The 25568-nt window shown below is 60.5% G+C and carries 18 protein-coding genes and 1 tRNA gene; 5 read left to right on the top strand and 14 right to left on the bottom strand.

All coding sequences use genetic code 11. From position 1 onward, the window contains the following. Nucleotides 1-140: 140 nt before the first annotated feature. The 7 genes from C2E19_RS15350 to fdnG form a co-directional block, all read right to left on the bottom strand. Nucleotides 141-236 (bottom strand) — tRNA-Sec (locus tag C2E19_RS15350). Nucleotides 237-242: 6 nt separating this feature from the next. Further along, complete coding sequence (gene selB / locus C2E19_RS15345) at nucleotides 243-2159, bottom strand: selenocysteine-specific translation elongation factor (protein WP_129396129.1); 1917 nt, start codon at nucleotides 2157-2159, stop codon at nucleotides 243-245. Continuing rightward, entirely contained in the window at nucleotides 2156-3568 is a 1413-nt protein-coding gene (selA, locus tag C2E19_RS15340) for an L-seryl-tRNA(Sec) selenium transferase (protein ID WP_129393806.1), read from the bottom strand. Before selA ends, selB begins: the two co-directional genes overlap by 4 nt. A gap of 298 nt (nucleotides 3569-3866) precedes the next feature. Next, nucleotides 3867-4793: a formate dehydrogenase accessory protein FdhE gene (fdhE, locus tag C2E19_RS15335; RefSeq protein ID WP_129393804.1), complete on the bottom strand. Its 927-nt coding sequence runs from the start codon at nucleotides 4791-4793 to the stop codon at nucleotides 3867-3869. Between the two features lie 3 nt (nucleotides 4794-4796). Then, nucleotides 4797-5462, bottom strand: coding sequence for a formate dehydrogenase subunit gamma (locus C2E19_RS15330; RefSeq protein ID WP_129393802.1), 666 nt, complete (start codon nucleotides 5460-5462; stop codon nucleotides 4797-4799). After that, entirely contained in the window at nucleotides 5459-6394 is a 936-nt protein-coding gene (gene fdxH, locus C2E19_RS15325; protein WP_129393800.1) for a formate dehydrogenase subunit beta, read from the bottom strand. The genes C2E19_RS15330 and fdxH overlap by 4 nt, the downstream gene beginning before the upstream one ends. Then, complete coding sequence (gene fdnG, locus C2E19_RS15320) at nucleotides 6395-9460, bottom strand: formate dehydrogenase-N subunit alpha (RefSeq protein WP_164979432.1); 3066 nt, start codon at nucleotides 9458-9460, stop codon at nucleotides 6395-6397. It lies immediately after the preceding gene. 300 nt (nucleotides 9461-9760) lie between these two features. On the opposite strand from fdnG, the gene C2E19_RS15310 reads away from it, so the two are divergent. The 4 genes from C2E19_RS15310 to C2E19_RS15295 all read left to right on the top strand — a co-directional run bounded on the left by C2E19_RS15310 (nucleotide 9761) and on the right by C2E19_RS15295 (nucleotide 13975). Beyond that, nucleotides 9761-10915, top strand: a complete 1155-nt coding sequence (locus C2E19_RS15310; RefSeq protein WP_129393794.1) for a MalY/PatB family protein — start codon at nucleotides 9761-9763, stop codon at nucleotides 10913-10915. Between the two features lie 216 nt (nucleotides 10916-11131). Further along, on the top strand, nucleotides 11132-11989 hold the full coding sequence (locus tag C2E19_RS15305) for a glucose 1-dehydrogenase (RefSeq protein WP_129393793.1): 858 nt from the start codon (nucleotides 11132-11134) through the stop codon (nucleotides 11987-11989). A 160-nt stretch (nucleotides 11990-12149) separates the two neighbouring features. Next, nucleotides 12150-13493: a sodium:proton antiporter gene (locus tag C2E19_RS15300; protein WP_129393791.1), complete on the top strand. Its 1344-nt coding sequence runs from the start codon at nucleotides 12150-12152 to the stop codon at nucleotides 13491-13493. Nucleotides 13494-13678: 185 nt separating this feature from the next. Further along, nucleotides 13679-13975 (top strand): hypothetical protein, encoded by a 297-nt coding sequence (locus C2E19_RS15295; protein ID WP_129393789.1) that lies wholly within the window; start codon nucleotides 13679-13681, stop codon nucleotides 13973-13975. A 60-nt stretch (nucleotides 13976-14035) separates the two neighbouring features. Here the strand turns inward: C2E19_RS15295 and C2E19_RS15290 are convergent, their stop codons facing one another. The 4 genes from C2E19_RS15290 to C2E19_RS15275 form a co-directional block, all read right to left on the bottom strand. Continuing rightward, the gene (locus C2E19_RS15290) at nucleotides 14036-14572 is read right to left on the bottom strand and encodes a hypothetical protein (protein ID WP_129393787.1); all 537 of its coding nucleotides are present in this window, start codon (nucleotides 14570-14572) and stop codon (nucleotides 14036-14038) included. A gap of 79 nt (nucleotides 14573-14651) precedes the next feature. After that, the gene (locus C2E19_RS15285) at nucleotides 14652-16571 is read right to left on the bottom strand and encodes a PAS domain-containing sensor histidine kinase (protein WP_129393785.1); all 1920 of its coding nucleotides are present in this window, start codon (nucleotides 16569-16571) and stop codon (nucleotides 14652-14654) included. Nucleotides 16572-16576: 5 nt separating this feature from the next. Beyond that, nucleotides 16577-18895: an ATP-dependent DNA helicase gene (locus C2E19_RS15280; RefSeq protein WP_129393783.1), complete on the bottom strand. Its 2319-nt coding sequence runs from the start codon at nucleotides 18893-18895 to the stop codon at nucleotides 16577-16579. Beyond that, nucleotides 18892-20544 carry a VRR-NUC domain-containing protein gene (locus C2E19_RS15275; RefSeq protein ID WP_129393781.1) on the bottom strand — a complete coding sequence of 551 codons (1653 nt, stop codon included), beginning with the start codon at nucleotides 20542-20544 and terminating at the stop codon, nucleotides 18892-18894. Before C2E19_RS15275 ends, C2E19_RS15280 begins: the two co-directional genes overlap by 4 nt. Nucleotides 20545-20738: 194 nt before the next feature. Here C2E19_RS15275 and C2E19_RS15270 point away from each other — a divergent pair, with 194 nt between their 5' ends. Continuing rightward, entirely contained in the window at nucleotides 20739-20963 is a 225-nt protein-coding gene (locus tag C2E19_RS15270; protein ID WP_129393779.1) for a YgdI/YgdR family lipoprotein, read from the top strand. 90 nt (nucleotides 20964-21053) lie between these two features. On the opposite strand, the gene C2E19_RS15265 is transcribed toward C2E19_RS15270, so the two are convergent. The 3 genes from C2E19_RS15265 to C2E19_RS15255 form a co-directional block, all read right to left on the bottom strand. Continuing rightward, nucleotides 21054-21428: a hypothetical protein gene (locus tag C2E19_RS15265; protein WP_129393777.1), complete on the bottom strand. Its 375-nt coding sequence runs from the start codon at nucleotides 21426-21428 to the stop codon at nucleotides 21054-21056. A 248-nt stretch (nucleotides 21429-21676) separates the two neighbouring features. After that, nucleotides 21677-23530 carry a polyurethanase gene (locus tag C2E19_RS15260; protein WP_129393775.1) on the bottom strand — a complete coding sequence of 618 codons (1854 nt, stop codon included), beginning with the start codon at nucleotides 23528-23530 and terminating at the stop codon, nucleotides 21677-21679. 335 nt (nucleotides 23531-23865) lie between these two features. After that, nucleotides 23866-25554, bottom strand: a complete 1689-nt coding sequence (locus C2E19_RS15255) for a polyurethanase (protein ID WP_129393773.1) — start codon at nucleotides 25552-25554, stop codon at nucleotides 23866-23868. Between the last annotated feature and the right edge of the window lie 14 nt (nucleotides 25555-25568).

Raw genomic sequence — 25568 nt, 5'->3', positions numbered from 1 at the left:
CCCGGGACGCTCCGCGTCCCTTACGAATCCGAACGCGGAGCGTCCGTTGAGGCATTCCCACGCGGAGCGTGGGAACGATCAAGCTCCTTAGTTCGATGTAGGAGCTGCCGAAGGCTGCGATCTTTTGCTTTTTCGGAAACTGGCGGAAGGCAGCCGGAGTCGAACCTGCCCGGGAACGGATGCCGTCCCCAACCGGGTTTGAAGCCCGGCCGCGCCACCGGGCGCGATTGCCTTCCTTGAACTCAGTGTGTATCAGCGTTGGCCAGCGCGTTGTCGGGGCGGATCTGGCGGGATTCGCCGAGGCGTCGGGTCAGGCCGATGCGGTCGAAGTATTCGAGGTACTGAATACTGCGTTTGCGTCCCAAGCCTAGCGCATCGCGGAAGGTTGTCACCTGGATCTGCGGATTTTCCTCGGCCAGTTGCAGCAGCACGGTTGCCATTTGCCTGAGCACGGTGTCGCTGATGAACAGGTCGCGCACCACTTGATGCATCAACCCCAGGCGCGCCAGTTTGCGCAACAGCAGGCGCACCACGGCATCGTCCTGAGCGAGCGCTTTTGCCACATCGCGTACCCACGGCGGATCGAATCCAGCGTTTGCAAACAACGGTTGCATCTGCTTCCACAGGGTTTCGTCTTCGGTATTCAGGCGCACCTGATGATCGGGCAGATGCAGCCAAGGGCCGCTGGCGGTGATCGCACCGGATTCACGCAACTCATCGAGCAAACTGGCAAACGTCGAACGTTCCAGCGCCAGACCACTGAAGCGCCGCAAGCGATCGCGGTCCGGGCCCATCTGATCGGGCTCCAGTTCGTGAAACTTCGCCAGTTGTTCCAGCAAGGTGAATTTCAGCTGCCCCCAGCGTTGCACGTTGAACAGCACCGGCCCTTGGCGGGTGTTGATCAGGCGCACATTCTCAGGCAGTGACCAGGTTGCGCGCGGCCGATTGAATTGGCGCTCCAGCCGTTGCGGGCCGAGGCCGCCAGCGCTGTGATCAAGCAACGCTGGCAACGCCTGCTCAAAACTTTCGCTGTCAGCCAACGCCTGCAACTGCGCCAACCGCTCAAGGCTGCGGCGCTGTCGGGTCGGGGCAAACGGATCCAGTACGCGCCCACCGCCAAGGGTGCGCTGAGCGCTGGAATCACGCAGGATCAGCCGATCGCCCCTCACCGCATGCACCGGCGCGTTGATCAGCAGTTGCGCGAACATGCGCTCGCCAGCAGTCAGCCGCGATCCTTCGAGCAGCGCCACCCGCGCGATCACGTCCTGCGTGCCGAGGTGCACATGCACCGGATGAAAATGCTCGAAAGTCCGTTCGCCCGGCAGCAATCGAAATTCGATATCCACGCGTTGAGTCGGGGCGTGCAACCACTCCGACAACAGCCATTGCCCGCGATGGATCTGCGCCAGCTCAAGGCGTTCGCCGCTCAAATTCAGCGCCACCCGTTGCCCAGCGAAGGCTTGCTCGGCAGCCTGATTCTGCGCGTGCAATCCACGCACTTTCACCGATTTCCCGATTGGCCCGAGCGTGAGTTTATCGCCCACCGAAACCTCGCCCGACAGCGCGGTGCCGGTCACCACAATCCCCGCGCCGGCCACGCTGAACGCACGATCAATGGCTAGGCGAAAACCACCTTCGCGACTGCGCTCCAATACTTCACGCTGCGTGTGCAACAACGTCTCACGCAGTTCATCAACGCCCTGCCCGGTCACGCTCGACACAATCACAACCGGCGCCTCGGCAAACGGCCCGGCCTCCAGCAGATCGAGCACCTGACGTTGCACCTCTTCCACCCTGCCCGTCTCGACCCGGTCGCATTTGCTGATCGCCACCAAGGCGCGGGGAATCCCGAGCAATTCGACAATCGCCAGATGCTCGCGGGTCTGCGGCATCACGCCGTCATCCGCAGCGACCACCAACAACACCAGATCGATGCCTTGCGCGCCGGCGAGCATGTTGTGGGTGAATTTCTCGTGGCCGGGCACATCGATAAACCCGGTGAGGCCTGCCCCCGGTTCAAGTTCGGCATAGAGATAACCGAGGTCGATGGTCATCCCGCGTTCACGTTCCTGCGGGCGGCGGTCGCCGGTTTGCCCGGTCAGCGCTTGCAGCAGCGACGTCTTGCCGTGGTCGATGTGCCCCGCCGTGCCGACGATCACTGATCGACCTGCAACTGCGGCAATTGCGCGAGCCATGCCGGTTCATCATCGAGTTGGCGCAGATCGAGCCACAGCGCATCGTCGTCGATACGACCGAGCACCGGGATCGGTAATGCACGTAGCGCCGCTTCCAGATTAAGCAGAAAACGACCGCGTAAACGCTTGGAGACTTGCGGGCGCATGCACAATGCCGCACTCGGCAAGCGCGCCACTGGTTGGCTGCCGCTGCCGATCATGCCCAAAGCCTCGACTGCACTGACTTGCCAGCTTTCACCCAACAGCTCAGCCATCAAGGGCTGCACCCGTGAAGCCTGCGCGAAGATGTCCGCCTGCGGGCGAGTCAGCAACCGCAAACTCGGCAGACGTTCGGCCAGCCGATCCGGATCGCGGTACAGACCGAGCACCGCTTCCAGCGCCGCCAAAGTCAGTTTGTCCACGCGCAACGCGCGCTTCAACGGGTTCTTCTTGATCTTCGCGATCAGTTCTTTACGCCCGACGATCAACCCCGCCTGCGGTCCGCCGAGCAATTTGTCACCGCTGAAGGTGACGATGTCCGCGCCATCCAGCAATGCCTGGCGCACCGTCGGTTCCGCCGGCAGGCCCCAACGCGTCAAATCCAGCAGACTGCCGCTACCGAGATCCTCCAGCAGCGGCAAGCCATGCCGATGCGCCAACTCGGCGAGTTCGGCGGTGGGCACCCGCGTGGTAAACCCTTCGATGCTGTAGTTGCTCGCATGCACGCGCATGATCAATCCGCTACGTGGACTGATCGCTGCTTCATAGTCGCGAGCATGGGTCCGATTGGTCGTGCCGACCTCATGCAGCCGCACGCCGGCACGGGCCATGATGTCGGGGATGCGAAAGGCGCCGCCGATTTCGATCAGCTCACCGCGCGAGATAATGCCCTCCTTGCGCGCGCCGAGACTGTTGAGCGTCAGCAGCACGGCGGCGGCATTATTGTTGACCACGGTGACGGCTTCGGCGCCGGTCAGTTCGCGGATCAGGCCTTCGATCAAGTCATCACGATCACCGCGCTTGCCGCTGGCCAGATCGAATTCGAGGTTGAGCGGATAACGCGCGGCCATTTGTACGGCGTCGATGGCTTCGTCCGGCAACAATGCACGACCCAGATTAGTGTGCAAAACGGTGCCGGTGAGATTGAACACTCGACGCACGTTGCTGCGTTGCTGCTGGGCCAGACGCTCGCCGACGCGGCCGGCGAGCACTTCGGGGCTGATTTCCACGACTGATAATTGCCCGTTCAACACGCCGGGCCGCAGCTCGTCGAGCAGCTGACGCAGCCCCGTCAGTAACGAATCCCGGCCGTAACGCTCGGCCAACGGCGCACACGCCGGGTGACGCAACAACCCGTCAATAGACGGCAACCGCAGGGCAACGCTGGAAGACATCAGCCACTCCTGATTCCACTGAAACAGCCCCTTCGGGAACAAGCTCCCTCCCACAAGGGTTTCAGAAGTGTAGACGCACTGTGGGAGCGAGCCTGCTCGCGAAAGCGGTGTGCCCGTTAGGTGGTTGTGACTGACCTCACGCCTTCGCGAGCAGGCTCGCTCCCACATTGTTTTGGGGCGGCCTGCAAAATGAGTGCACGCAACCAATCCCTGCTCGCGAAGGCGGTAAGTCAGTCAAAGCTGATGTAGCTGAAATGGCCCCTTCGGGAGCAGGCTCCCTCCCACAGGTTTGCTCTCGTCACTCGTCTCCCGGTGCCAGCAACAGATTCGGTGCCAGACGCTGATAACCATCCTGCGCCAGACGCATGTCCAGCAGCAGGCTGCTCAAATCAGCCGACAACGCCTCGGCGTCGGCATCGTTTTCCAGATAAACCAGCTTCAGATAACTGTTGCAGCCCGGACAGACCTCCGCCCGCAGCGGCGCCTGATTGGCGGCGTGGCGATCATCCTCAAGGCTGAAATAATCCAGACCTTTGCTCGACTCGCAGTACACGCACTTGACCCGCACCACATGCCATTCGCAGGCACACAGCGAACACACCAGATAACGCAAACCGTTGTGCTTGCCGCGATGGCGGATCACCCCCGCCATCGCCGGTGAACCGCAAGCCGGGCATTGGCTGAGACTGTCACCGGGTTTCAGTTGCAGATTCGGTGCGCTGAGCAACCAATGGCTCCACGCCGTTTGCAGCGCCGCGCCGAGAAACGGCACCAGTTGCGCCGGCACCATCGAATATTGACCACTGACCAACGCCACGCCCCACGAACGCAACTGTCCGGAACTGGCGACCCGCAACGCCGTCAGCGCATCAACCACGGCGGGTTGCTCATCAGGGACATAACGTTGCAACAGCGCATCGAGATACGCCTGCCACGCGTCTTCGCGGATCAGCGTATCGGCGGCGAACGGCGGCAAACCATGCTGCTGACACGCCTCGATCCGTTGCTGATCAAAGGGCGCCGTCAGCGGCGGATCATCGAATACCTGCTGCTGCACCCGACACAATCCGGCAATCAGCCGCAAATATTCCGCCAGTGCATGCCCTTCGGCCAGTTGCTCCAGGCGATCAGCCCGCAGCGCAAACAGGTTCGAAGGCGGCAGATGCAGAAACGGCGGCGAACTCGCCGCCGCTTCGATTTCCCCAGGTTCCAGAATGGTTGGCAAAAGTCAGCCCTTTTTGGTGATCGGTCGCTCCGGCACGTCCGGGTTGCGTTCATCGCGGGTGATCTCGCGATACCACAGTTCATGGTGTTTCTTCGCCCAGGCGCGGCTGACCCAGCCGTGCATCATCGCTTCCACCGAGCCCTTGATCCACAGCCCGGCGTAGATGTGAATGATGATGCTCAGCACCAGCACAAACCCGGCCAGCGCATGCAGGAGCATCGCCCAGCGAATCACGCTGATGCCGAAATACGCACTGAAATAGGCGCGCCAGATCACCAGCCCGGTAAACAACAAACCGAGCATGCACAGCAGTAAAGTCCAGAACAGCATCTTCTGCCCGGCGTTGTACTTGCCTACCGGCGGCACGCTTTCTTCATCGTTGACCAACACCCGATCGATGCGGCGCATCCATTTCCAGTCATTGTCGATAAAGAAATTCGCACGCCAGAAACGAAACACCAGGCCGAGGAACAACACAAACATCGCCACACCCATGAACGGGTGCAGAATCCGCGTCCACGGCCCGCCGCCGAACAGGTTGCTCAGCCAGAACAGCGACGGATGAAACAACGCCAGCCCGGACAGCCCGGCCATGAAAAACAGGATCGCCACCAGCCAGTGATTGGTGCGCTGGTTGGCGGTGTAACGCAGGATCGTTTTGTTGCTCATGGCCGCTCCTCCCCGCGTGGATCGAAGGTGTGCACCGCCGGATCGACGACATGCACCGAGGTATCGGGTGGCGTTGGATGCTCATCTTCTTCGACGCGATTCGGGCCGATGCGCACGTAATGGAAGAACCCGGCCAGCACCGCCGCGCCCATGGCCAACAGGCCCAAAGGTTTGCTGATGCCTTTCCACAGACCCACCAACGGGCTGATCGCTGGATCCTGCGGTAAACCCGCATAGATTTTCGGCGTGTCCGCATGGTGCAGCACATACATCACATGCGTGCCGCCAACACCGGCCGGGTCATACAGACCGGCATTCTCGAAACCACGGCTTTTCAGGTCGACGATGCGTTCGGCAGCGTGTTCCTTCATGTCTTCCTTGGTGCCGAAGACGATGGCGCCGGTCGGACAGGTTTTCACGCAGGCCGGCTCCAGGCCTACCGCCACGCGATCCGAACACAAGGTGCATTTGTAGGCCTTGTGATCTTTCTGCGAAATGCGCGGAATGTTGAACGGACAACCGGTGATGCAATACCCGCAACCGATGCAGTGATCCTGATCGAAATCGACGATGCCGTTGGCATGCTTGATGATCGCGCCGGGGCTCGGGCACGCCGCCAGACAACCCGGCTCGGCGCAGTGCATGCAGCCGTCCTTGCGGATCAGCCATTCGAGGTTGCCGGCGTCGGTTTCGTGCTCGGTGAAGCGCATCAACGTCCAGGTTTCAGCGCTCAAGTCCTGCGGATTGTCGTAGGTGCCGTGGTTGTGGCCGACCTCGTCGCGCAGCTCGTTCCATTCCGAGCAGGCGACCTGGCAGGCCTTGCAGCCGATGCACTTGGTGGTGTCGATCAGCTTGGCCACTTCTTCCTGATTCCTCACCGACGGTGGCACCGTGGTCGTGGCCGAGCGGGCAATAATGTCTTGGCTGGCCATTTAGAGTTTCTCCACGTTGACCAGGAATGACTTGGATTCCGGGGTCTGTGTATTGCCATCGCCGAGGAACGGCACGAGGGTGTTGGTCAGGTAACCGTGACGCGTCAGGCCGGTAAAACCCCAATGCAACGGAATGCCGATCTGATGCACGACCTGGCCGTTGACCTGCAGCGGTCGGATCCTTTTCGTCACTACCGCCACCGCTTCGATAAAGCCGCGCTTGCAACTGACCCGCACGCGATCGCCGGCAGCTATACCCTTCTCTTTCGCCAGCACTTCGCCGATTTCCACGAACTGCTCGGGTTGAGCAATCGCGTTCAACTTGCAGTGCTTGCTCCAGAAGTGGAAATGCTCGGTCAGCCGGTAACTGGTGCCGGCGTACGGGAAGTCCTTGGCCTCGCCGAGGGTTTCCCAGACCGAATCGAAGATCCGCGCCGCCGGGTTGCTGGTGGCTTTCTTGTTTTGCGGGTGCAGCGGGTTGATGCCGATCGGCGTTTCGAACGGCTCGTAGTGCTCGGGGAATGGCCCTTCGTTCATCTTGTCGACGGCGAAGAACCGCGCGACGCCCTCGGGGTTCATGATGAACGGGTTCATTCCGGCTTCCGGTGGCACGTCGGCCTTGTAGTCCGGGACGTCGGTGCCGCCCCAAGCCTTGCCGTTCCACCAGACCAGACGTTTTTTCGGATCCCACGGCTTGCCGGCGACATCCGCCGAAGCACGGTTGTAGAGAATCCGCCGGTTGGCCGGCCAGGCCCACGCCCAGCCCAAATGCTGGTGCATGCCGTAAGGATCGCTGTTGTCGCGGCGCGCCATCTGGTTGCCAGCCTCGGTCCAGCTACCGGCAAAGATCCAGCAACCCGACGCGGTGCTGCCGTCATCCTTGAGCAAGCCAAAGCCTGCCAGTTGCGAGCCAGCCTTGACCGCGACGCCGGTGGCATCGGTGAAATCCGCCACGGCGCTACCGTTGATTTCCTTGGCCAATTCCTCCGGCGAAGGCTCGTCGGGGATCTTGTACGGCCAGGTCAGTTTCAGCAGCGGATCGGGGAATTTTCCGCCCTCGGCCTGATAACGCTTGCGCAGGCGCAGGAACAGTTCGGCCATGATGCGAATGTCGGTCTGCGCTTCGCCCGGGCCATCGGCGCCTTTCCAGTGCCATTGCAGCCAGCGGCTGCTGTTGACCAGCGAGCCGTCCTCTTCGGCGAAACAAGTGGTGGGCAGGCGAATGACTTCGGTGTGGATTTCGTCGCTTTTCACATCGTTGTACGGCCCGACGTTGTGCCAGAACTCCGAGGTTTCGGTGGCCAGCGGATCCATCACCACCAGCCACTTCAACTTCGCCAATGCGCCCATCACGCGGTTTTTGTCCGGCAACGCGGCAATCGGGTTGAAGCCTTGGCAGAAGTAGCCGTTGACCTTGCCCTGGCTCATCAGGTCGAACATCTTCAAAACGTCGTAGTTGGGAATGTCGAGCTTCGGCAAATGGTCGTAGCACCAATTGTTTTCGGCGGTGGCGTTGGCGCCGTACCACGACTTCATCAGGCTGACGTGGAATTTGCTGTAGTTCTGCCAGTAGGACAATTGCCCCGGGCGCAGCGGAACTTGCGTGCGTTTATGGATGAACTGACCGTAGTCCTGCTCGCTGTCGCTGGCCAGTGTCAGGTATCCCGGCAGCGCATTGGACAGCAACCCAAGGTCGGTCAGCCCCTGAATATTGGAGTGTCCGCGCAAGGCATTGACCCCGCCACCCGGCATGCCGACGTTGCCCAGCAGCAGTTGCACCATCGCCGCGCTACGAATGATCTGCGCACCGATCGAGTGCTGCGTCCAGCCGAGGGCGTAGAGAATCGTCATGGTCTTGCCCGGAATCGAGCAGGTGGCGATTTCGTCCCAGATTTTCTGCATGGCATCGACCGGCATGCCGCAGATCTGGCTCGCGAGGTCGATGTTGTAGCGGCTGTAGTGCTGCTTCATCAATTGATAGACGCAGCGCGGGTGTTGCAGCGTCGGGTCGACTTTGGCGAAACCGTCATCGCCCATTTCGTAGCCCCAGCCGGACTTGTCGGTGTAGCTGCGCTTGGCGACGTCGTAGCCGCTGAAGATGCCGTCTTCAAAGCCATAGCCTTCTCTGACGATAAACGACACGTCGGTGTAATTGCGCACGTACTCGTGCTGGATCTTGTCCTCGGTCAGCAGGTAATTGATCAGCCCGCCCATGAAGGCGATGTCGGTACCGGTGCGGATCGGCGCGTAGTAGTCAGCCACGGACGCGGTACGGGTAAAACGCGGATCGACCACAATCAGCCGCGCCGCGTTATGCGCTTTGGCTTCGGTCACCCATTTGAAGCCGCACGGATGCGCTTCTGCTGCGTTGCCACCCATCACCAGGATCAGATTCGCGTTGGCGATATCGGTCCAGGTATTGGTCATGGCACCACGGCCGTACGTCGGGGCAAGACTTGCCACCGTCGGGCCGTGTCAGACACGCGCCTGGTTATCGAACCCCAGCATGCCGAGACTGCGAATCACCTTTTGGGTGATGTAACCGGCTTCGTTGGACGCTGCCGACGCGGCGAGGAACCCGGTGCTCAGCCAGCGATTCACCGTTTGCCCGTTGGCATTCTGTTCGATGAAGTTGGCGTCACGGTCGGTTTTCATCAGGTCGACAATGCGATCGAGCGCTTCGTCCCAACTGATCCGCGTCCATTCACTGCTGCCCGGTTTGCGCGTTTGCGGGTAGAGCAAACGGCCGGGGCTGTGAATGAAGTCGAGCAAGCCGGCGCCTTTCGGGCAGAGGGTGCCGCGGTTGACCGGATGGTCGGCGTCGCCCTCGATGTGAATGATGCTCTGCGCTACGTTCTTCGCTCCATCGCCCTGGCTGTACATGATCAACCCGCAGCCGACCGAGCAATACGGACAGGTGTTGCGGGTTTCATGGGTGTGGGCAAGCTTGAAGTGGCGCACCTGCTCGGCGAAGGCCAGCGTTGGGGCCATGCCCAACGCGCCCAGGCTCGAGCCTGCAAGGCCGATACCGGCGACCTTGAAGAACTGACGACGGCTGAGATCCATCGTGCACTCCTGATCAGGTGGAACCCGGTACTTGTGCCGGGTTTTGTCTGGACAAACACGGTTGCGGCAAACGTCTGCCGACCTTTTCACTGTAGACAATGACCACACAATCCGTGTGAAAACCGACCGGCGGCCGGTTGTCGGGCAATACACAAATCTGTGTAGGAGCTGCCGAAGGCTGCGATCTTTTGATGTTGCTCTTTAAAACAAAATCAAAAGATCGCAGCCTTCGGCAGCTCCTACACGGGTCATGGGTTTATCATGGCCGGCAGGACCAATCCCGCCTTCACGAGACCGCGCATGACTTTCGATTTTGATCAGGTATTCGACCGCCACGACACCGGCAGCACCAAATGGAGCCGCTATTCGGCCGATGTGTTGCCGATGTGGGTCGCTGATATGGATTTCGCCGCGCCACCGGTGATCATCGAGGCGTTGCAACAGCGCCTGCTGCACCCGCTGGTGGGTTACAGCGTCGCTCAGGACAACCTGCGCGAGGCCATCGTCGCCGACCTATGGGCCAAGTTTGCCTGGCAGGTCAAACCGCAAGAGCTGATCTTCCTGCCGGGCGTCGAGTCCGGTTTCAACATGGCTTTGAAAGCACTGGTGCAGGCGCAACAGAACGTCGTGGTGCAAGTGCCGAATTACCCGCCGCTGCGCCATGCACCGGGGCATTGGGGCTTGAACAAAGTCGAGCTGGAATTCGACGCGCAGGCGGATGGCACTTACCTGACGCCGCTGGACGCGCTGCGTGCGTCGTTGAACGGTGGCGGCGCGCTGCTGCTGAGCAATCCGCACAACCCGCTCGGCAAGGTCTTTGGCCGTGATGAGCTGCAAGCCGTGGCCGAGATCTGTGTGGCGCAGGACGCCTGGATCATCTCCGACGAGATCCACGCCGAGTTGTGCTTCGACGGTCGCGTGCATATTCCCACCGCCTCGCTCAGCGCGGAAATCGCCCAACGTACCATCACCCTGATGTCGGCGAGCAAGGCCTACAACATCGCCGGCCTGAAGACCTCGTTCATGATCATTCAGGACGCCGCCCTGCGCGAACGCGTCAACCACACCCGTTGCGGCATGGTCGATAGCGTCAATCCGCTGGGCATGGAAGCGACGCGCGTGGCCTACAGCGAAGGCGCGCCGTGGCTGGCCGAGCTGAAAACCTATCTGCAAGGCAACCGTGACTGGCTGGTTGAAGCCGTGCGCAGCCGCTTGCCGGGCGTTACCCTCAATGTGCCGCAGGGCACGTACCTGGCGTGGCTTGATTGCTCGGCGCTGGAGCTGGCCAACCCGCAGCAGTTCTTCCTCGAACAGGGCAAGATCGGCCTCAGCGCCGGCCTCGACTTCGGCGATCAGCACCAGCAATTCGTGCGCCTGAACTTCGGCTGCCCGCGCTCGCTGCTCGAAGAAGGCATCGCCCGCATGGAGCGCGCTCTGGCACATCGTCATTCCTGAAGCGCCTGCAGATCCCCTGTGGGAGCGGGCTTGCTCGCGAAAGCGGTCTGTCAGTGATTAAACGTACTGACTGATACACCGCATTCGCGAGCAAGCCCGCTCCCACATTGGTTTTTGCATTTCCAAGTCGGAAAATGCAGCGGAAATCCGATCGAACTCACGGCAAAAAATCCGGGTCAACCACCCATACCTGCCCTGAGACCTCGGAGACCCGCGATGACCGACTATCCAAAACCGCCCTTCCCTACTCAAGCCCAAGCCGTGCCCGGTTCGCAACGCAAGATGGAGCCCTATCCCGATTGCGGCGAGCAAAGCTATGTCGGCTCCGGTCGGCTGGCCGGCAAGATTGCCCTGATCACCGGCGCCGACAGCGGTATCGGCCGCGCCGTGGCGATTGCTTTTGCCCGTGAAGGTGCCGACGTTGCCGTCGCCTATCTGAATGAACACGAAGACGCCAAGGAAACCGCGCGCTGGGTCGAACAGGCCGGTCGCCAGTGTTTACTGCTGCCCGGTGACATCGCGCAGAAAGCCCATTGCCAGGCGTTGGTCGACAAGACGGTCGAGCGTTTCGGACGCATCGACGTGCTGGTCAACAACGCCGCGTTCCAGATGACCCACGAGACCTTCGAGGAAATCCCCGACGAGGAGTGGGTGATGACTTTCGACGTCAACATCACGGCGATTTTCCGGCTGTGCCAGGCCGCGATCAAACACATGCGCGCCGGTGCGTCGATCATCAACACCAGTTCGATCAACTCGGACATGCCCAAGCCGTCCCTGCTCGCCTACGCTACCACCAAAGGCGCCATCGCCAACTTCACCGGCGGCCTCGCGCAGATGCTCGGGCCGCGAGAGATTCGCGTGAACTGCGTCGCGCCGGGGCCGATCTGGACGCCTTTGATCGTCTCGACCATGCCCGACGAAGAAGTACAGAACTTCGGCGCACAAACCCCGCTCGGCCGCCCCGGACAACCAGTGGAAGTAGCGCCGATCTACGTGCTGCTGGCCTCGGATGAAGCCAGTTACATCACCGGCCAGCGCTATGGCGTGACCGGCGGTAAGCCGATGCTGTGAGTAAACGAACTGTAGGAGCTGCCGCAGGCTGCGATCTTTTGATGTGGATGCTAAAAACAAGGTCAAAGGATCGCAGCCTGCGGCAGCTCCTACAGGGGCGGCGTCAGAAGCGAAAGGGTCTCTGCAGGCGGCCGTCATTAATCACTGAGGGCGGCACATCATGAGCTTTATCGTGTGGGTGGCGGTCCTCGGCGCGGTGCTGCTGACCCTGGCACTGACCTCCTCGTACCTGCGCTGGATGCCCGTGACCACCTCGGCAGTCTGCCTGCTGCTGGGCATCGGCATCGGTCCCAGTGGTCTCGACTTGCTCGAATTGCCCTTGCAGGACGCTTCGCTGTGGATGGAGCACCTGACAGAAGTCGCCGTGCTGTTTTCACTGTTTGTCTGCGGACTGAAGTTGCGCCTGCCCTTGCGCGACAAGCGCTGGCGGATCGCTTTCGGGCTGGCCGGGCCGGTGATGGTGCTGACCATCGCCGGGGTTTGCCTGTTGCTGCACTGGGCGTTGCAGTTGCCGTGGGGGCCGTCGCTGTTGATCGGGGCGATGTTGGCGCCGACCGATCCGGTACTCGCGGCGCTGGTCCAGGTCAATGATGCTCGGGATGTTGACAGCGTGCGTTTTGGCCTGTCCGGCGAGGCCGGGCTGAACGATGGCATCGCCTTCCCGTTCGTCATCCTCGGGCTGTTGCTGATTCACGGCGAAGGCAGTGCTGCCGAATGGCAGGGCTGGGTTTTGCGCAGTTTATTCTGGGCGGTGCCTGCCGGCTTGCTGACCGGTTACTGGATGGGCCGAGGCATCGGCCGGGTGACGCTGTCGCTGCGCATCCTCAATGACGACAGCACGCTGAGCCCGAATGATTATCTGGCGTTATCGCTGATCGCCCTGGCTTATGTCGTCGCCGATGCGATCGGTGGCTACGGCTTTTTGTCGGTGTTTGCCGCCGGCCTGGGCCTGCGCCAGGTCGAAGTGAAATCCACCGGCGCCAGCCAACCGCCCGCCGAACACCTGGTGCAGCCGGTGGTCGGGCATCAGAACGTCGAACCGCAGCATGCCGTGCATGGCAACACCGAGCAGATGGAGAGCGGTCAGGTGGCGGCCGGCATCATGATGGGCGATATGTTGTCGTTCGGCGGTCTGGTCGAACGCGCCATGGAAGTGTTTCTGGTGACCCTGCTCGGCGTGGTACTGATCGAGCACTGGGATTGGCGCGCGTTGTTGGTCGGCGGTGTGTTGTTCTGTCTGATCCGCCCGGCGTGTATCGCGCTGATGCCGTGGGGAACCCTGCTCGACCGCCGCCAACGCGGGTTGATCGGCTGGTTCGGCATTCGCGGGATCGGCAGCCTGTTCTATCTGTTCTACGCCTTGAACCATGGTTTGAGCGACACGCTGGCGACGGTGTGCACGGACCTCACGCTGTCGGTGGTGGCGCTGAGCATTTTGCTGCATGGCATCAGCACTCAGCCCATCCTCGCTCGCTACGAACAAGGCAAACAGCGAAAAAACTGATTTTTATCGCGAAATTTTCTGCAGGAATTCATCGAATTTTCTTTTGAAAAAAAATGGATCGCGGCGTAACTCCCGACAGTCACAAGCATAACCCCCGCTGGATCGATTCGGTGGGGCCCGGCAGGTTCGGTTCCCCTGCGGCTTCATGCCTATGAAAAGGAATCCAGAAAAGTAAGGTTACGGTCATGAAAGAATGCTCGACTCCTGCGCAAATCAAAGCCTGCAGAGCACTGGCTCTGGAACGCAATCGCCAATTGTTCGAAAACGCCCATGCCCTCAACCGTGCGGCCAACGAAATGCTTGAAACCGACAATCTGGACTTCGAGCAATTCGAGCGTTATCGAGCCATGCGCAAACGAGCCGATCTGATGTTTGAAGATGCCATCGACCATCTGTGTGTGCTCAACGAAGATTTCCCGCCGATCCCGATGTCCTCGCACAACTCGGTACAGTTGCGTCGAGAGCTGGAAACCACGGCGTAATGATTCAGCTAAAGAAAAAGCCCGGCGCTGGTATGGCCGGGCTTTTTCTTTGCCTGTCGATCAGCCTCCGGGGTTAGTCACCTGGATGAACACTGAGTAACTGCCCAACATCATCCAGAACGCCGCAAAAATCCATGGGGTACGCACTGAGAACAGCAGCGACTTGCGATAACCCTTGTGGCTCGACTCCATCTCACTGAACAGCGGCGACTCGTCATACGCCAAACCCATGAGCGGCTCACTGTGCAGCAAATGACTCTGTTTGAAATGCCAGTGATCGATGATGTCGTACGCCGCGCGAATGCCCGGCCAGGCGTTCAACGAGCTGAGCAACCCAAGCAGCGCCAGAAAAGGTGGCACCACGAGGGTGAACAACTTGCCCCATTCCGGGTTGAGATTGGCCATGCACGAGGCGAAGGCAATCACCAGAAACGATTGCGCCGCCAGGTAAGCGTCAGTGCGATTGGCCAGAATGCTGGTTTCGTACTGGATCTCCCGACGGTAGAAATCCAGCCTTTCCTTGGGTGAACCGAACATCTTGGCGTCGTGTTCGGTGAGGTTTTCTTCAGCGGTCGGCTGGGTCAGTATGCGAGACAAAAGACGCACGCTCCGTGGCAGGTAAATCGTTTAGAAGCGCCCCGTTGCACACTAGTTCAGGCGGATTTGCCGCGTTTTGTCATTTCATCGACTGGGCAATGATCTCCACCAGATTCAATTGCGTGAAGGGTTTGGGCAATCGTGGCAACTGCGCAGCGAAGCCTTCCAGGCGTTCGGCGTAACCGGTGGCGAGGATGATCGGCAGATCGGGTTTCAACAGGCGCACGGAATGCGCCAGTTGCGCGCCGCTCATCTGCGGCATGGCCATGTCGGTGATCATCAAATCGATGATTTCGTTCTGCTCGAGCAGTTTCAGCGCCTGTGCGCCAGACGTGGCGCTGACGACCCGATGGCCGAGGTCTTCGAGCAGCAGGCTGGTGCTGGTCAAGACCAGCGAGTCGTCATCCACCACCAAAACGCTGAGTCTGGGCACCGAAATCGGCTCGATCGCGGGATATAAGGGTTTCACCGTTGCGCCCGCCGCGGCCACCGGCAGCCAGAGTTCGGCGTGGGTGCCGCGGCCTTTTTCGCTCTTGAGAACAAAACGTCCGCCGAGTTGCTCGATGAACCCGTGCACCATCGACAACCCCAGCCCGGTGCCTTTGCCCAGGCCCTTGGTGGTGAAAAACGGGTCTCTGGCCGACGCCAGCGTGTGCTCGTCCATGCCCTCGCCACTGTCGATCAGGCTCAAGCACACATAGCGCCCGGCCGTCAGCGTTGCCTGGCTTTGTTCGAGTACCACTTGCGGTTGCGCGGTGAACAATACGCTGCCGCCGTCGGGCATGGCATCGCGGGCGTTGGTCGCCAGATTGAGAATGGCCAGTTCCAGTTGATTGGTATCGGCGAGCACCGCTTCCAGATCCTCGGGAAATTGCGTTTCGATCCGGATCCCCGGCCCCATCGAGCTGCGCAGAAGGCCCATGATGCCTTGCACCAGTTGCGCAATATTCACCGATTCGGTCTTGAGTTCCTGGCGACGCGCGAACGCCAGCATGCGCTGGGTCAGCGACACGCCACGCAGCGCCCCTTGGGTAGCGTTTTCGAGCAGACGGCCGAGCTTTGGATCGTCGCCCGTGCGCTTTTGCAGAATCTCCAGATTGCCCAGAATCACCGTCAGCAGATTGTTGAAGTCATGAGCGATGCCGCCGCTGAGCTGGCCGATGGCCTGCATCTTTTGCGCCTGGAACAACGCCTCGCGGGTTTTCTCCAGCGCCTCTTGTGCCTGATGGGCCTCGGTCACGTCACGGGTGATCTTGGCGAAACCGAGCAACGTGCCGGTGTCGCCGCGAATCGCATCGACCACCACGTGGGCGAGAAAGCGTGTGCCGTCCTTGCGCACCCGCCAACTGCGGTTTTCGAAGCGACCCTCACGGGTGGCTATCTCCAGCGCGCGCGCCGGCTCACCGATCTCGCGGTCTTCGGGGGTGTAGAAAATCGAGAAGTGCTGGCCGATGATTTCTTCCGGCAAATAACCTTTGATGCGTTGTGCGCCCTGGTTCCAGTTACTCACCCGACCTTCCGGGCTGAGCATGTAGATCGCGTAATCGGTCACGCCCTGCACCAGCATGCGGAACTGCTGTTCGCTTTGCTTGAGGGTTTCTTCGGCCATCTTGCGGTCGGTCAGATCACGGGTGATCTTGGCGAAACCGAGCAGCTGGCCATTCGGGTCGATGATCGGATCAATCACCACGTGCGACCAGAAGTTCGTACCGTCCTTGCGTACCCGCCAGCCTTCGCCTTCGAAACGGCCTTCGCGGATCGCCGTATCGAGCGCGCGTTGCGGCAGCCCGGCGGCGCGATCGTCAGCGGTATAGAAGCGTGAAAAATGTTCGCCGAGAATTTCCGCTTCTTCGTAACCCTTGAAGCGTTTGGCGCCCGAGTTCCAGCTGGTGATGATGCCGTCAGGGTCGATCATGTAGATCGCATAGTCGACGACCGCATCGATCAACAGCCTGAAACGCATTTCCTCGATCGCCGCGGCCTTGTTCTTTTCAATCATCACATTCACCGCACACAGTTATGTGCTGGAGTATGCGTCAATCCGCCAAATTGAAAAGCGTCCGCCTCGTTTTTGATTGACCACCAGCGCGGCAACAGTTGCTGGATCCGACTCTCGGCAAAGCGATCGTCGATCAACATCACCACGCCGCGATCTTCGCGCGTGCGGATCACCCGGCCGGCGGCCTGCACCACTTTCTGCACGCCGGGATACAGATAGGTGTAGTCATAGCCGGCGCCGAAGATCGCCGCCATGCGCCGTTTCAACTGTTCATTGACCGGATTGAGTTGTGCCAGCCCCAGCGTGGCAATGAACGCGCCGATCAGCCGTGCGCCAGGCAAGTCGATGCCTTCGCCGAACGCTCCGCCCAATACGGCAAACCCGACGCCCTGACTTTGCGCGGTGAACTGGTCGAGAAACGCCTGCCGCTGGCCTTCGAGCATGCCGCGCGATTGCTGCCACAAGGTGATGTGCGGATGCCGTTCGGCGAGCAACGTTGCGACCTGTTGCAGATAATCGAAGCTGCTGAAGAACGCCAGGTAATTGCCCGGACGCTCGGCGAACTGCCTGGCGATCAGCTCGACTATCGGCTCCAGCGACGCCTGTCGGTGATTGAAACGCGTCGAAATCCGGCTGATCACCTGCACCTGCAACTGCGCCGCGCTGAACGGCGATTCGACGTCGATCCACACCGTATCGGCCGGAGTGCCAAGCAAATCGGCGTAATAGTTGCGCGGGCTCAGCGTCGCGGAAAACAGCACGCTGCTGCGCGCCGCCTTCAGGCGCGGGCCAATAAACGCCGCAGGCACGACGTTGCGCAGGCACAGTTGCGACAGCGGCCGCTTGCGGTCGAGGTCGCGTTTGCTGATATCGAACAAGTAATGCTCATCGAACAACTCCGCGACCCGGGCAAACTGCAGCAGCTCGAAATAGAGGCTCTGCAATGCGCTGTCGAGCCCCTGCGGATGATCATTCAGGTAATCGCCGATGGCCGCGCAACACAGCGAGATTGCTTGCAGCAGTTTCTCCGGCGCCTTGTCGTAGGCCTGATACGCAGCCAGTTGCGGGGCATGCAGCGCGTTCCATTCACGGTTGAGGCGTTGCAGGGATTTCTTCAGCGCTTCCGGCGCGGTTTTGCGCACCGCACCGAGGGCGAACTGGTCGAGACTGGCGCTGTACATCTGACGCCCGCGCTCGACGAGGTTGTGCGCCTCATCGGCGAGCACCGCGACTTTCCACTGATTGAGCTGCGCCAGACCGAACAGCAGCGCACTGAAATCGAAGTAATAGTTGTAGTCGGCGACCACCACGTCAGCCCAACGGGCCATTTCCTGGCTCAGGTAATACGGACACACCGCATGCTGCGCGGCGACGGCGCGCATGGCGGCCTGATCGAGCAGATTGATCCGGCTGGCCGCCTCACGCGCAGCCGGCAAGCGATCGTAGAAACCTTGCGCCAACGGGCAGGATTCGCCATGGCACGCTTTGTCCGGATGTTCGCAGGCCTTGTCCCGGGCGACCATTTCCAAGACCCGCAAAGGCAAATTTGCCGATTGCTCGAACAGTACCTGACTGGCATCCAGCGCCAGTTTGCGCCCCGGCGTCTTGGCAGTCAGGAAGAACACTTTGTCCAGTTGCTGCGGCGCCAGCGCTTTGAGCATCGGAAACAAGGTGCCGAGGGTTTTGCCGATGCCGGTCGGCGCCTGAGCCATCAGGCAACGCCCGGTGCTGATCGCCTTGAACACCGATTCCGCCAGATGTCGTTGCCCCGGACGAAACTCTACGTGAGGAAAGCGCAGTTGCTGCGCAGCGAGATTACGCGCCTGGCGATGAGCCATTTCCTCTTCGGCCCAGTGCAGGAACAAGCCACACTGTTGCTCGAAAAACGCTTGCAGGGCCTCAGCGCTGAACGCTTCGACCAGACAGGTTTCCTTTTCGCTGACGATGTCGAAATACACCAGCGCCAGGTTGATCTGCTGCAGATCGAGTTTGCGGCACATCAGCCAGCCGTAGATTTTCGCTTGCGCCCAGTGCAACTGACGGTGATTGGCCGGTTGCTTGCTCAGGTCGCCGCGGTAGGTTTTGACTTCTTCCAGACAGTTTTGCCCCGGATCGTAGCCGTCCGCCCTGCCCTTGATCTTCAACTGGCGAAACTCGCCCTCAAGGGCCACCTCGCTTTGGTATTTGTCGTTGCGCCGTGAGGCCACGGTGCGGTGGCCGGCGATGCCCTCGAGTGCCGTTGGCGACGGGGTGAAACGCAGGTCGAGGTCGCCGGTCTTGGCGGTGAACTCACACAGCGCCCGCACCGCAATGCTGTAGCTCACGCGCTCTGCTCCGCCCATTGCACGTAACACACAGCCACCGGCATCTGGTGTTCGTGGCAGAACTCCAGCCAGCGCAATTGGTTGTCCTGCAAGCGGTCACCGGGGCCTTTGACTTCAATCATCCGGTAGGTTTTTTCTTGCGGCCAGAACTGGATCAGGTCCGGCATGCCGGCGCGGTTGGCCTTGATGTCGAGCAACAAACGCTGGAACCAGTGCTTGAGGTGTTCAGCCGGCAGGCAGGCCAACGCCTGCTCCAGCAGCGGTTCACTGAGTGCGCCCCAAAACACGAATGGCGACTGAATGCCCCATTTCTCGGCAAACCGCTGGCGAATGGTCGAGGCGTAGCGGTCATCGTCGAGTTCATCGAGGCAGGCCTGAAACAGCGCAGCGCGGCGCGGCTGGAAATCTTCATTGAGCAAATCGACCGGCCCGCGCTGGAACGGGTGAAAGAATGCCCCCGGCAACGGCGCAAAGATCGCCGGCCAGCACAACAGGCCAAACAAGGAGTTGATCAGGCTGTTTTCCACGTAATGCACCGGGCCGTCGTCGTCATGCAGATGCGCCTGCACGTAAAACTCCACCGACAACCCAGGATCGCTGCGCAGCAACTGCAAATCGAGACGTTCGACCGGTTTCGCGACTGTGCGCTTGAGTGGCGGTCCACCGAGTTTGCGCCGCAAGCGCGGCATTATTCGCTGCAAGCCTTGCTGTTCGGCGGCACTTTCAGGCGCCTGTTCGGCCAGCGTACCGAGTTGCAGGCCAAGGGCGTATTCGCCGCAGCGTTCCAGCACGCGAATCATGCGCAATCGCGCGCCGGGGTAGGCGCAGTCGCGGTAGATGCTCAAGGCCGGCGCAAACTCGCTGATGCGCTCGCAATACTGGCCGATCTGGAACAACACCTTGCCACGTCGGCGTTGCAGCCACGGGTTATCGAAATGCACGGCGCTGACCTGCTCGACGATGCTGTCCAGCGGTTCACCGGCCTCGAAGCGCAACTGGCAGTTGTGCAGGAACAGGCAGGCGTCGACGTCTTCACGGCTGCGCAGGCCGCGCGAATCAGCGCAGAACTCGACTTTCTCGTAGGTAAAGATGCCCAGATCAGCGAGGACGAACTCCGACCAATCCTGATAAAGGTTGCCGAAGAACATCAGGCGCAGGCGATCACACAGGTCCATGATGGTCAGGCTGAACAGTCGCTCGGTCAACTGCGGCGCCCAATCGCGCAGGCTGCGGGCGTCGCTGAACTGTTCGGCGAGCAGCGGCAGCCAATCGTCCTTGCGCCCCTTGGGTTGCTCGATGAATTCGCTGAATGCCTGGAGGATTTCGGCCTTGAGCAATACATCGAACAGTTCGGCCATTGCCAGCGGCGCGCATTCGTCGAGCCAGCCGTGAGCCAGCAACGATTGTGCGGCGTGGGCGATGTCGCCGATTTCAGGGTAATTGAGCTTGCCGGCGCGAAAGTGCACGCCCTTGCGCATCACCATGCGCACCAGCAGACCTTGCGAGGCCTTGGGCAACGCCTTGAAGTCGCGGATGAAGCCGTGCTCGGTTTCGCTCATCACGTCGGCATAGCGCAATTCAAGCCAATCAAGCACTTGCCGAAAGTTGTTGAGGTAATAGAACGGATCGTCGAGGGGATTGGCAGTCACGGGAATTCAGGGCCATGGCGAGCGAGTACTGGTTATGCGTACAGATACCAGTTCAGCCCTGCCCGGTGCAAACGGAAAAGGATCAATGGCATTTTTTAACCGGGTAATCGAACTTTTCCCGACTGAGTGGCACCAACCGCGTTAGAGAACCGACAATGCTCGGGATCACATCGCATGAGGAATTAGAGGTGGGTATGAATATCAACAAACTGGGCATTCCCTTGGTAGTCGCCGCGCTGCTGGTGCTGGGCGGTTGCTCGACCCAGACGGTGGTGACCTTGCAGAACGGCACCCAGTATTTGACCAAGGACATGCCGAAGACCAAAACCAAGGATGGCTTCTATGAGTTCGAGGATATTTCCGGGGCCAAGGTGAAAGTCCGCTCCGACGAAGTGGCCACCGTGCGCAAAGAAGACTGACTCCGCTTCTGTAGGAGCTGCCGAAGGCTGCGATCTTTTGATCTTAAAACACAAGATCAAAAGATCGCAGCCTTCGGCAGCTCCTACAGGTTATTCGAAGGCGGGCATGCCTGGCAGGCTGTTGTCGCAGCGCATGTAGGTGCCGCCACGACGAGCCACTTCACCCTGTAGACGTTGGCAACGTTCAAGGTCCTGTTGGGCCATGCGGTCGATGCTCAGGTTGCCGGTGGTTTGCGGCTGCTTGCCATCGCCCAGACGCAGGGTCACGAAGGGCTGTTCGGGCTGGATCTGAAAGCGGCTTTTCTCTTCAACCGGTTCAACCACTTCGGTTTTGGCTGGCGCCGGCAATTGTTCGCTGGTGACGCCGTAACGGCTCAGTATCGAGCTTTGAGGCAGATCGGCCCAGGCATTGGCTGACAACAGTGCCAGCCCCAGCGTACCGACATACCCCTTGAAACCTTTCACGTGTGAATCTCCTGTACTCAATGGCGGCTAGCTGTAGAACGTGTGTGCACGCGCTCGCTTTAGGCCGCATTTCCTGTTTTTGCAGGGGTTTGAGTCAGTCAGTGGCTGCCAAGTCACTTTTGATACTGATTGTGGCGAGGGAGCTTGCTCCCGCTGAGGCGCGCAGCGGCTCTAAGATTTTGTGAGCGCTGCGCACTCAAACGGGAGCAAGCTCCCTCGCCACAGGGTTTTGTATGCCTACCTTTGTATCACGCGATGACGATGCCGTCGGCGCTCAGGCTATTGAGCGAAACCCCGACCAGCGTCACCGAATCATTGCCAAACGTCAGCACCGTGTCCTGCCCTACCGTCGAGGCATGGGCGCGGAAGTCGTCGGTCGGCAACACGCCCTGCACACCGAGGAACACCAGTTTGTCGTTGGACGTGAACCCGACCACCCGATCCTGGCCGAATGCGCCGTTGAACAGGAACGTATCCGCCCCGCCCCCCGATTCCATCAGGTCATTGCCGGCACCGCCGACAAACACATCATTGCCGGTGCCGCCAATCAGGTGATCGTTGCCGTCGAGGCCAAACAACCAGTCGCCGCCGGCGTGTGCCTTGAGCGTGTCGGCACCGCTGCTGCCTTTGACGCTGGACTCGTAAGCGGTGAGGTTGTTGCCGACCTTCAAGCCGCTGGCGGTGACGCTGTGAGTCACGTCGTCCTTGAACAGGCCCCAGAGGAAACCCGGCTGCTTGGTGACGATGCTGCCGATGTCGCGGGTGATGCTGATCCCGCCGTTGGCGTCGCGGATGTACAGATTGCCAGCGCCGTCGTTGGCGAAGTCGAACTTGCTCACCGCCTGCTGCAAGTCGAGGGTATTGCTGCCCTGCCCGCCAAGGATGATGTTGTAGCCGCCGCTGTCACGGAAGGTGTCGTTGCCGGCGCGGCCTTCCAGATAGTCGTTGCCGCTGCCGCCCTGGATCAGATCGTTGCCGTCGCTGCCGATGATGAACGTGCTGCCCTTGTGGGTTTCGGCGTTGCGGTTGAGATCCTGCACCCAGGTATTGGCGCGCGCCGGATCGGACAGGTTGGCGACGATGATCGTCGAGTCGCGGCTGGTCAGGTCGTAGAACTTCGAGTCGAGCACGCGGGTCATGCCGTCGCCATAACCGGTGGGCAGGTGTGAAATCCACGTCGGAATATTGAGGATCGAGTACGGCAGCAGATTCCACGCGGTCGAGGCGTAGTGATCGTTGAAGCTGACGATGTTGTCAGTGGTCGAGGCATGCGGCGCGTCGTGCACGCCGACCGAAGCGCCGGTGAAGGTCGAGCCGTCGAGGGCACGAAACACCGGATCGTTTTCATAGCCGACGTTGAGTACTTTGTCGGTGCCGCTCTGGGTTGGCGAGGCATAGGCGATGTAGTTGGCGTCGGTGAAGAACCCGCCCCACTTGCCGCCGCTCAGGTCGGCCATGCTGTTGACGGCCAGGCCGCCGAGGCTGTGGCCGCTGACCAGGATGTCCTTGCCGGTGAGACCATTGGCCTTGGCGAAGGCCATCACGTCATTGAGCAGATTGCCGAACGCCTCGCCGACGTAGTTTTTCGCGTAGTCCTTGGGACCGAAGGCCGCGAGCAGATCGTTGATCACGTCGCCGATCGAGTCGCCAATGAGGATTTCTCGTGGGCCGCTGGTGCCGCGAAAGGCAATGCCGAGTTCGGTGAGATGGCCTTGGGCGTCGTACTTGCCGAGGATTTCCACCTGAGCGCTGGTGTAGCCGGCCTTCTCGCCGAAAAAGGTTCCGCGCGCATCGGTCTTGCCGTCATAGCCCAGTTGCGAGGCAGTGATCGGCGTCCAGCCGGCCGCTTTTACCGCATCGAGAGCGAGTTTTTCCGAATCGGGATTCCATGGAATGCCGGGAATCACGCCTTGCGAATCGGTGCCGCCAATCAGCGCGGTGACCAGTGTGGCTGGCAGGCCGATGCCGAAACCGTTGTGCTGATAACCGGCGGCAAAGCCGTTATCGAGGTTGTGATAGGAATACAGCGTGATCGCCATGGCATCGCTGAACAGCGCCTTGGAATCCGCCGTACCGAAGTTCTTGTAGTCATACACACCCATTGCTATTGCCTCTCTCTTTGTTGGAATTGTTCAGAGATAGCTCACAGCCAGGGCGCCCCTCACAGAGCGCTCCGGAGCATTTCAAACACCACATGCAAATCCCCTGTAGGAGCTGCCGAGTGCAACGAGGCTGCGATCTGGTGATCTTTAAAAACACAATCAAAAGATCGCAGCCTGCGGCAGCTCCTACAGGGGCTGTCGGGGTCAGGCGAAAACAAACGACGAATCAAATCCCCTGTAGGAGCTGCCGAGTGCAACGAGGTTGCGATCTGGTGATCTTTAAAAACACATCAAAAGATCGCAGCCTGCGGCAGCTCCTACAGGGGCTATCGGGGTTAGGCGAAAACGAACGATGAATCCGACAGGTTAGCCACTCCCACCCCGATCAGGGTCACGGCAAAGTCGCCAATCTTCAGCACGGTATCGCCGCCGGTCTGCGCCACATGCTGCTTGTAGTCGTAGCCCTGCCCCGCGCCTTCGACGCCCATGAACACCAGCTTGTCGCTGCCCTGATAGCCATTGATCGCATCGAAGCCAAACGCGCCGCTGAACAGGAACGTGTTGTTGCCACCAATCGCCGTCATCACGTCGTTACCGGCGCCGCCAACGAAGGTCACGTGGCCCTTGTCGCTGATCAGCTTGTCATCGCCACCGAGACCGAACAGCCAGTCGCCATCAGCCGTCGCATGCAACGCGTTGCCGTAGCCATCACCGCTCAGCGAATGGTTGTACTGCGTCAGCTCATTGCCATTGGTCAGCCCTTTGGCCGTCACACCCCAGGTGATTTCCTTGCTGCCCCACCACGAACCCGACTCCTTGCTTACCAGCGCGCCGATGTCGCGGGTCATGCTGATGCCGCCGTAGGCGTCGCGCACATACAGCGTGCCGTCGCCGTCATTGGCGAAACTGAAGTTCTGCAATGGCTTCTGCAGCTCGAAGGTGTTGTGGCCCTGGCCACCGAGGAGGATGTTGAAACCGCCGTCATCGCGGAAACGGTCATCGCCCGCGCGACCTTCAAGGAAGTCGTTGCCCGCGCCACCCTTGAGCCAATCGTTGCTGTCGGTGCCGATGATGAAGGTGCTGCCGGTGTGCGGCTCGCCACTGCGGCCGAGATCCTCGACCCAAGTCTTGCCACGGGACGACGCTTCCAGGTTGGAGACGATGATCGTCGAGTCCTTGCCGGTGAGGTTGTAGAACTTCGAATCGATCACCCGATTCAGGCCATCGGCATAGCCCAGCGAGCCGTGCGCCGACCAGCTCAGCGGATTGACGATGCTGAACGGCACGAGGTTCTGTGCGGTGGACGCGTAATTGTCGTTGAAGTTGACGATGTTGTCGGTGGTCGAATCATGCGGCTTGTCGTGCTTGCCCATCGACGCGGTGCTGAACGTGGTGCCATCGAGCACGCGAAACACCGGGTCGTTCTCGTAACCGATGTTCAGCACGTTGTTGCCGGTGCTGCTCTGAGTTGGCGAGGCGAACGCGATGTAGTTGGCGTCCTTGAAGAAACCACCCCAGTTGCTGCCACTCAGCTCGGCCACGCTGTTGACCCCAAGCCCGCCGAGACTGTGGCCGCTGATCAACACGTCCTTGGCGGCGATGCCGTTGGCGATGGCAAACGCGGCGACGGCCTTGAGCAGATTGTCGAAGGCGTTTTTCGCGTAGTTACTGGCGTAATCCGACGGCCCGATCGCCGCCAGCAAGTTGTTTTTCATGTCGCCAAAGGTATCGCTGTAACTCAGCCCACCGGTGCCACGAAAGGCCACGCCGATGCCAATCAACTTGCCGGCAGCGTCGTATTTACCGAGCACCTCGGCTTCGGCGCTGGTGAAGCCGTCCTTCTCACCGAAGAACGTGCCCTGCGGCCCGACCTTGCCTTGATAACCCAGCGCGGTCGCGGCCACCGGTGCCCAGCCAGTCGCCGGCAAAGGTTGGCCGGTTGGCGTGTAGGCATACAGCGTCAGTGCGATGGCGTCGCTGTACAACGCTTTGCCGTCGGCATTTTTATAATCGAACAATCCCATGTTGTGCTCTCTCT

Source organism: Pseudomonas sp. DTU12.3 (assembly GCF_004124275.1).
GTDB lineage: Bacteria > Pseudomonadota > Gammaproteobacteria > Pseudomonadales > Pseudomonadaceae > Aquipseudomonas > Aquipseudomonas helmanticensis.
The sequence above is the reverse complement of the archived record's forward strand: the minus strand, read 5'-3'. Positions and strand labels throughout refer to the sequence as shown.

Excerpts from the sequence above, each read along its gene's own strand:
- C2E19_RS15260 (WP_129393775.1), bottom strand. The coding sequence starts at position 23,530 with ATGGGTGTGTATGACTACAAGAACTTCGGTACGGCGGATTCCAAGGCG.
- C2E19_RS15300 (WP_129393791.1), top strand. The coding sequence starts at position 12,150 with ATGAGCTTTATCGTGTGGGTGGCGGTCCTCGGCGCGGTGCTGCTGACC.
- fdxH (WP_129393800.1), bottom strand. The coding sequence starts at position 6,394 with ATGGCCAGCCAAGACATTATTGCCCGCTCGGCCACGACCACGGTGCCA.
- C2E19_RS15310 (WP_129393794.1), top strand. The coding sequence starts at position 9,761 with ATGACTTTCGATTTTGATCAGGTATTCGACCGCCACGACACCGGCAGC.
- C2E19_RS15270 (WP_129393779.1), top strand. The coding sequence starts at position 20,739 with ATGAATATCAACAAACTGGGCATTCCCTTGGTAGTCGCCGCGCTGCTG.
- C2E19_RS15305 (WP_129393793.1), top strand. The coding sequence starts at position 11,132 with ATGACCGACTATCCAAAACCGCCCTTCCCTACTCAAGCCCAAGCCGTG.
- selA (WP_129393806.1), bottom strand. The coding sequence starts at position 3,568 with ATGTCTTCCAGCGTTGCCCTGCGGTTGCCGTCTATTGACGGGTTGTTG.
- C2E19_RS15285 (WP_129393785.1), bottom strand. The coding sequence starts at position 16,571 with ATGATTGAAAAGAACAAGGCCGCGGCGATCGAGGAAATGCGTTTCAGG.
- C2E19_RS15330 (WP_129393802.1), bottom strand. The coding sequence starts at position 5,462 with ATGAGCAACAAAACGATCCTGCGTTACACCGCCAACCAGCGCACCAAT.
- C2E19_RS15295 (WP_129393789.1), top strand. The coding sequence starts at position 13,679 with ATGAAAGAATGCTCGACTCCTGCGCAAATCAAAGCCTGCAGAGCACTG.
- C2E19_RS15255 (WP_129393773.1), bottom strand. The coding sequence starts at position 25,554 with ATGGGATTGTTCGATTATAAAAATGCCGACGGCAAAGCGTTGTACAGC.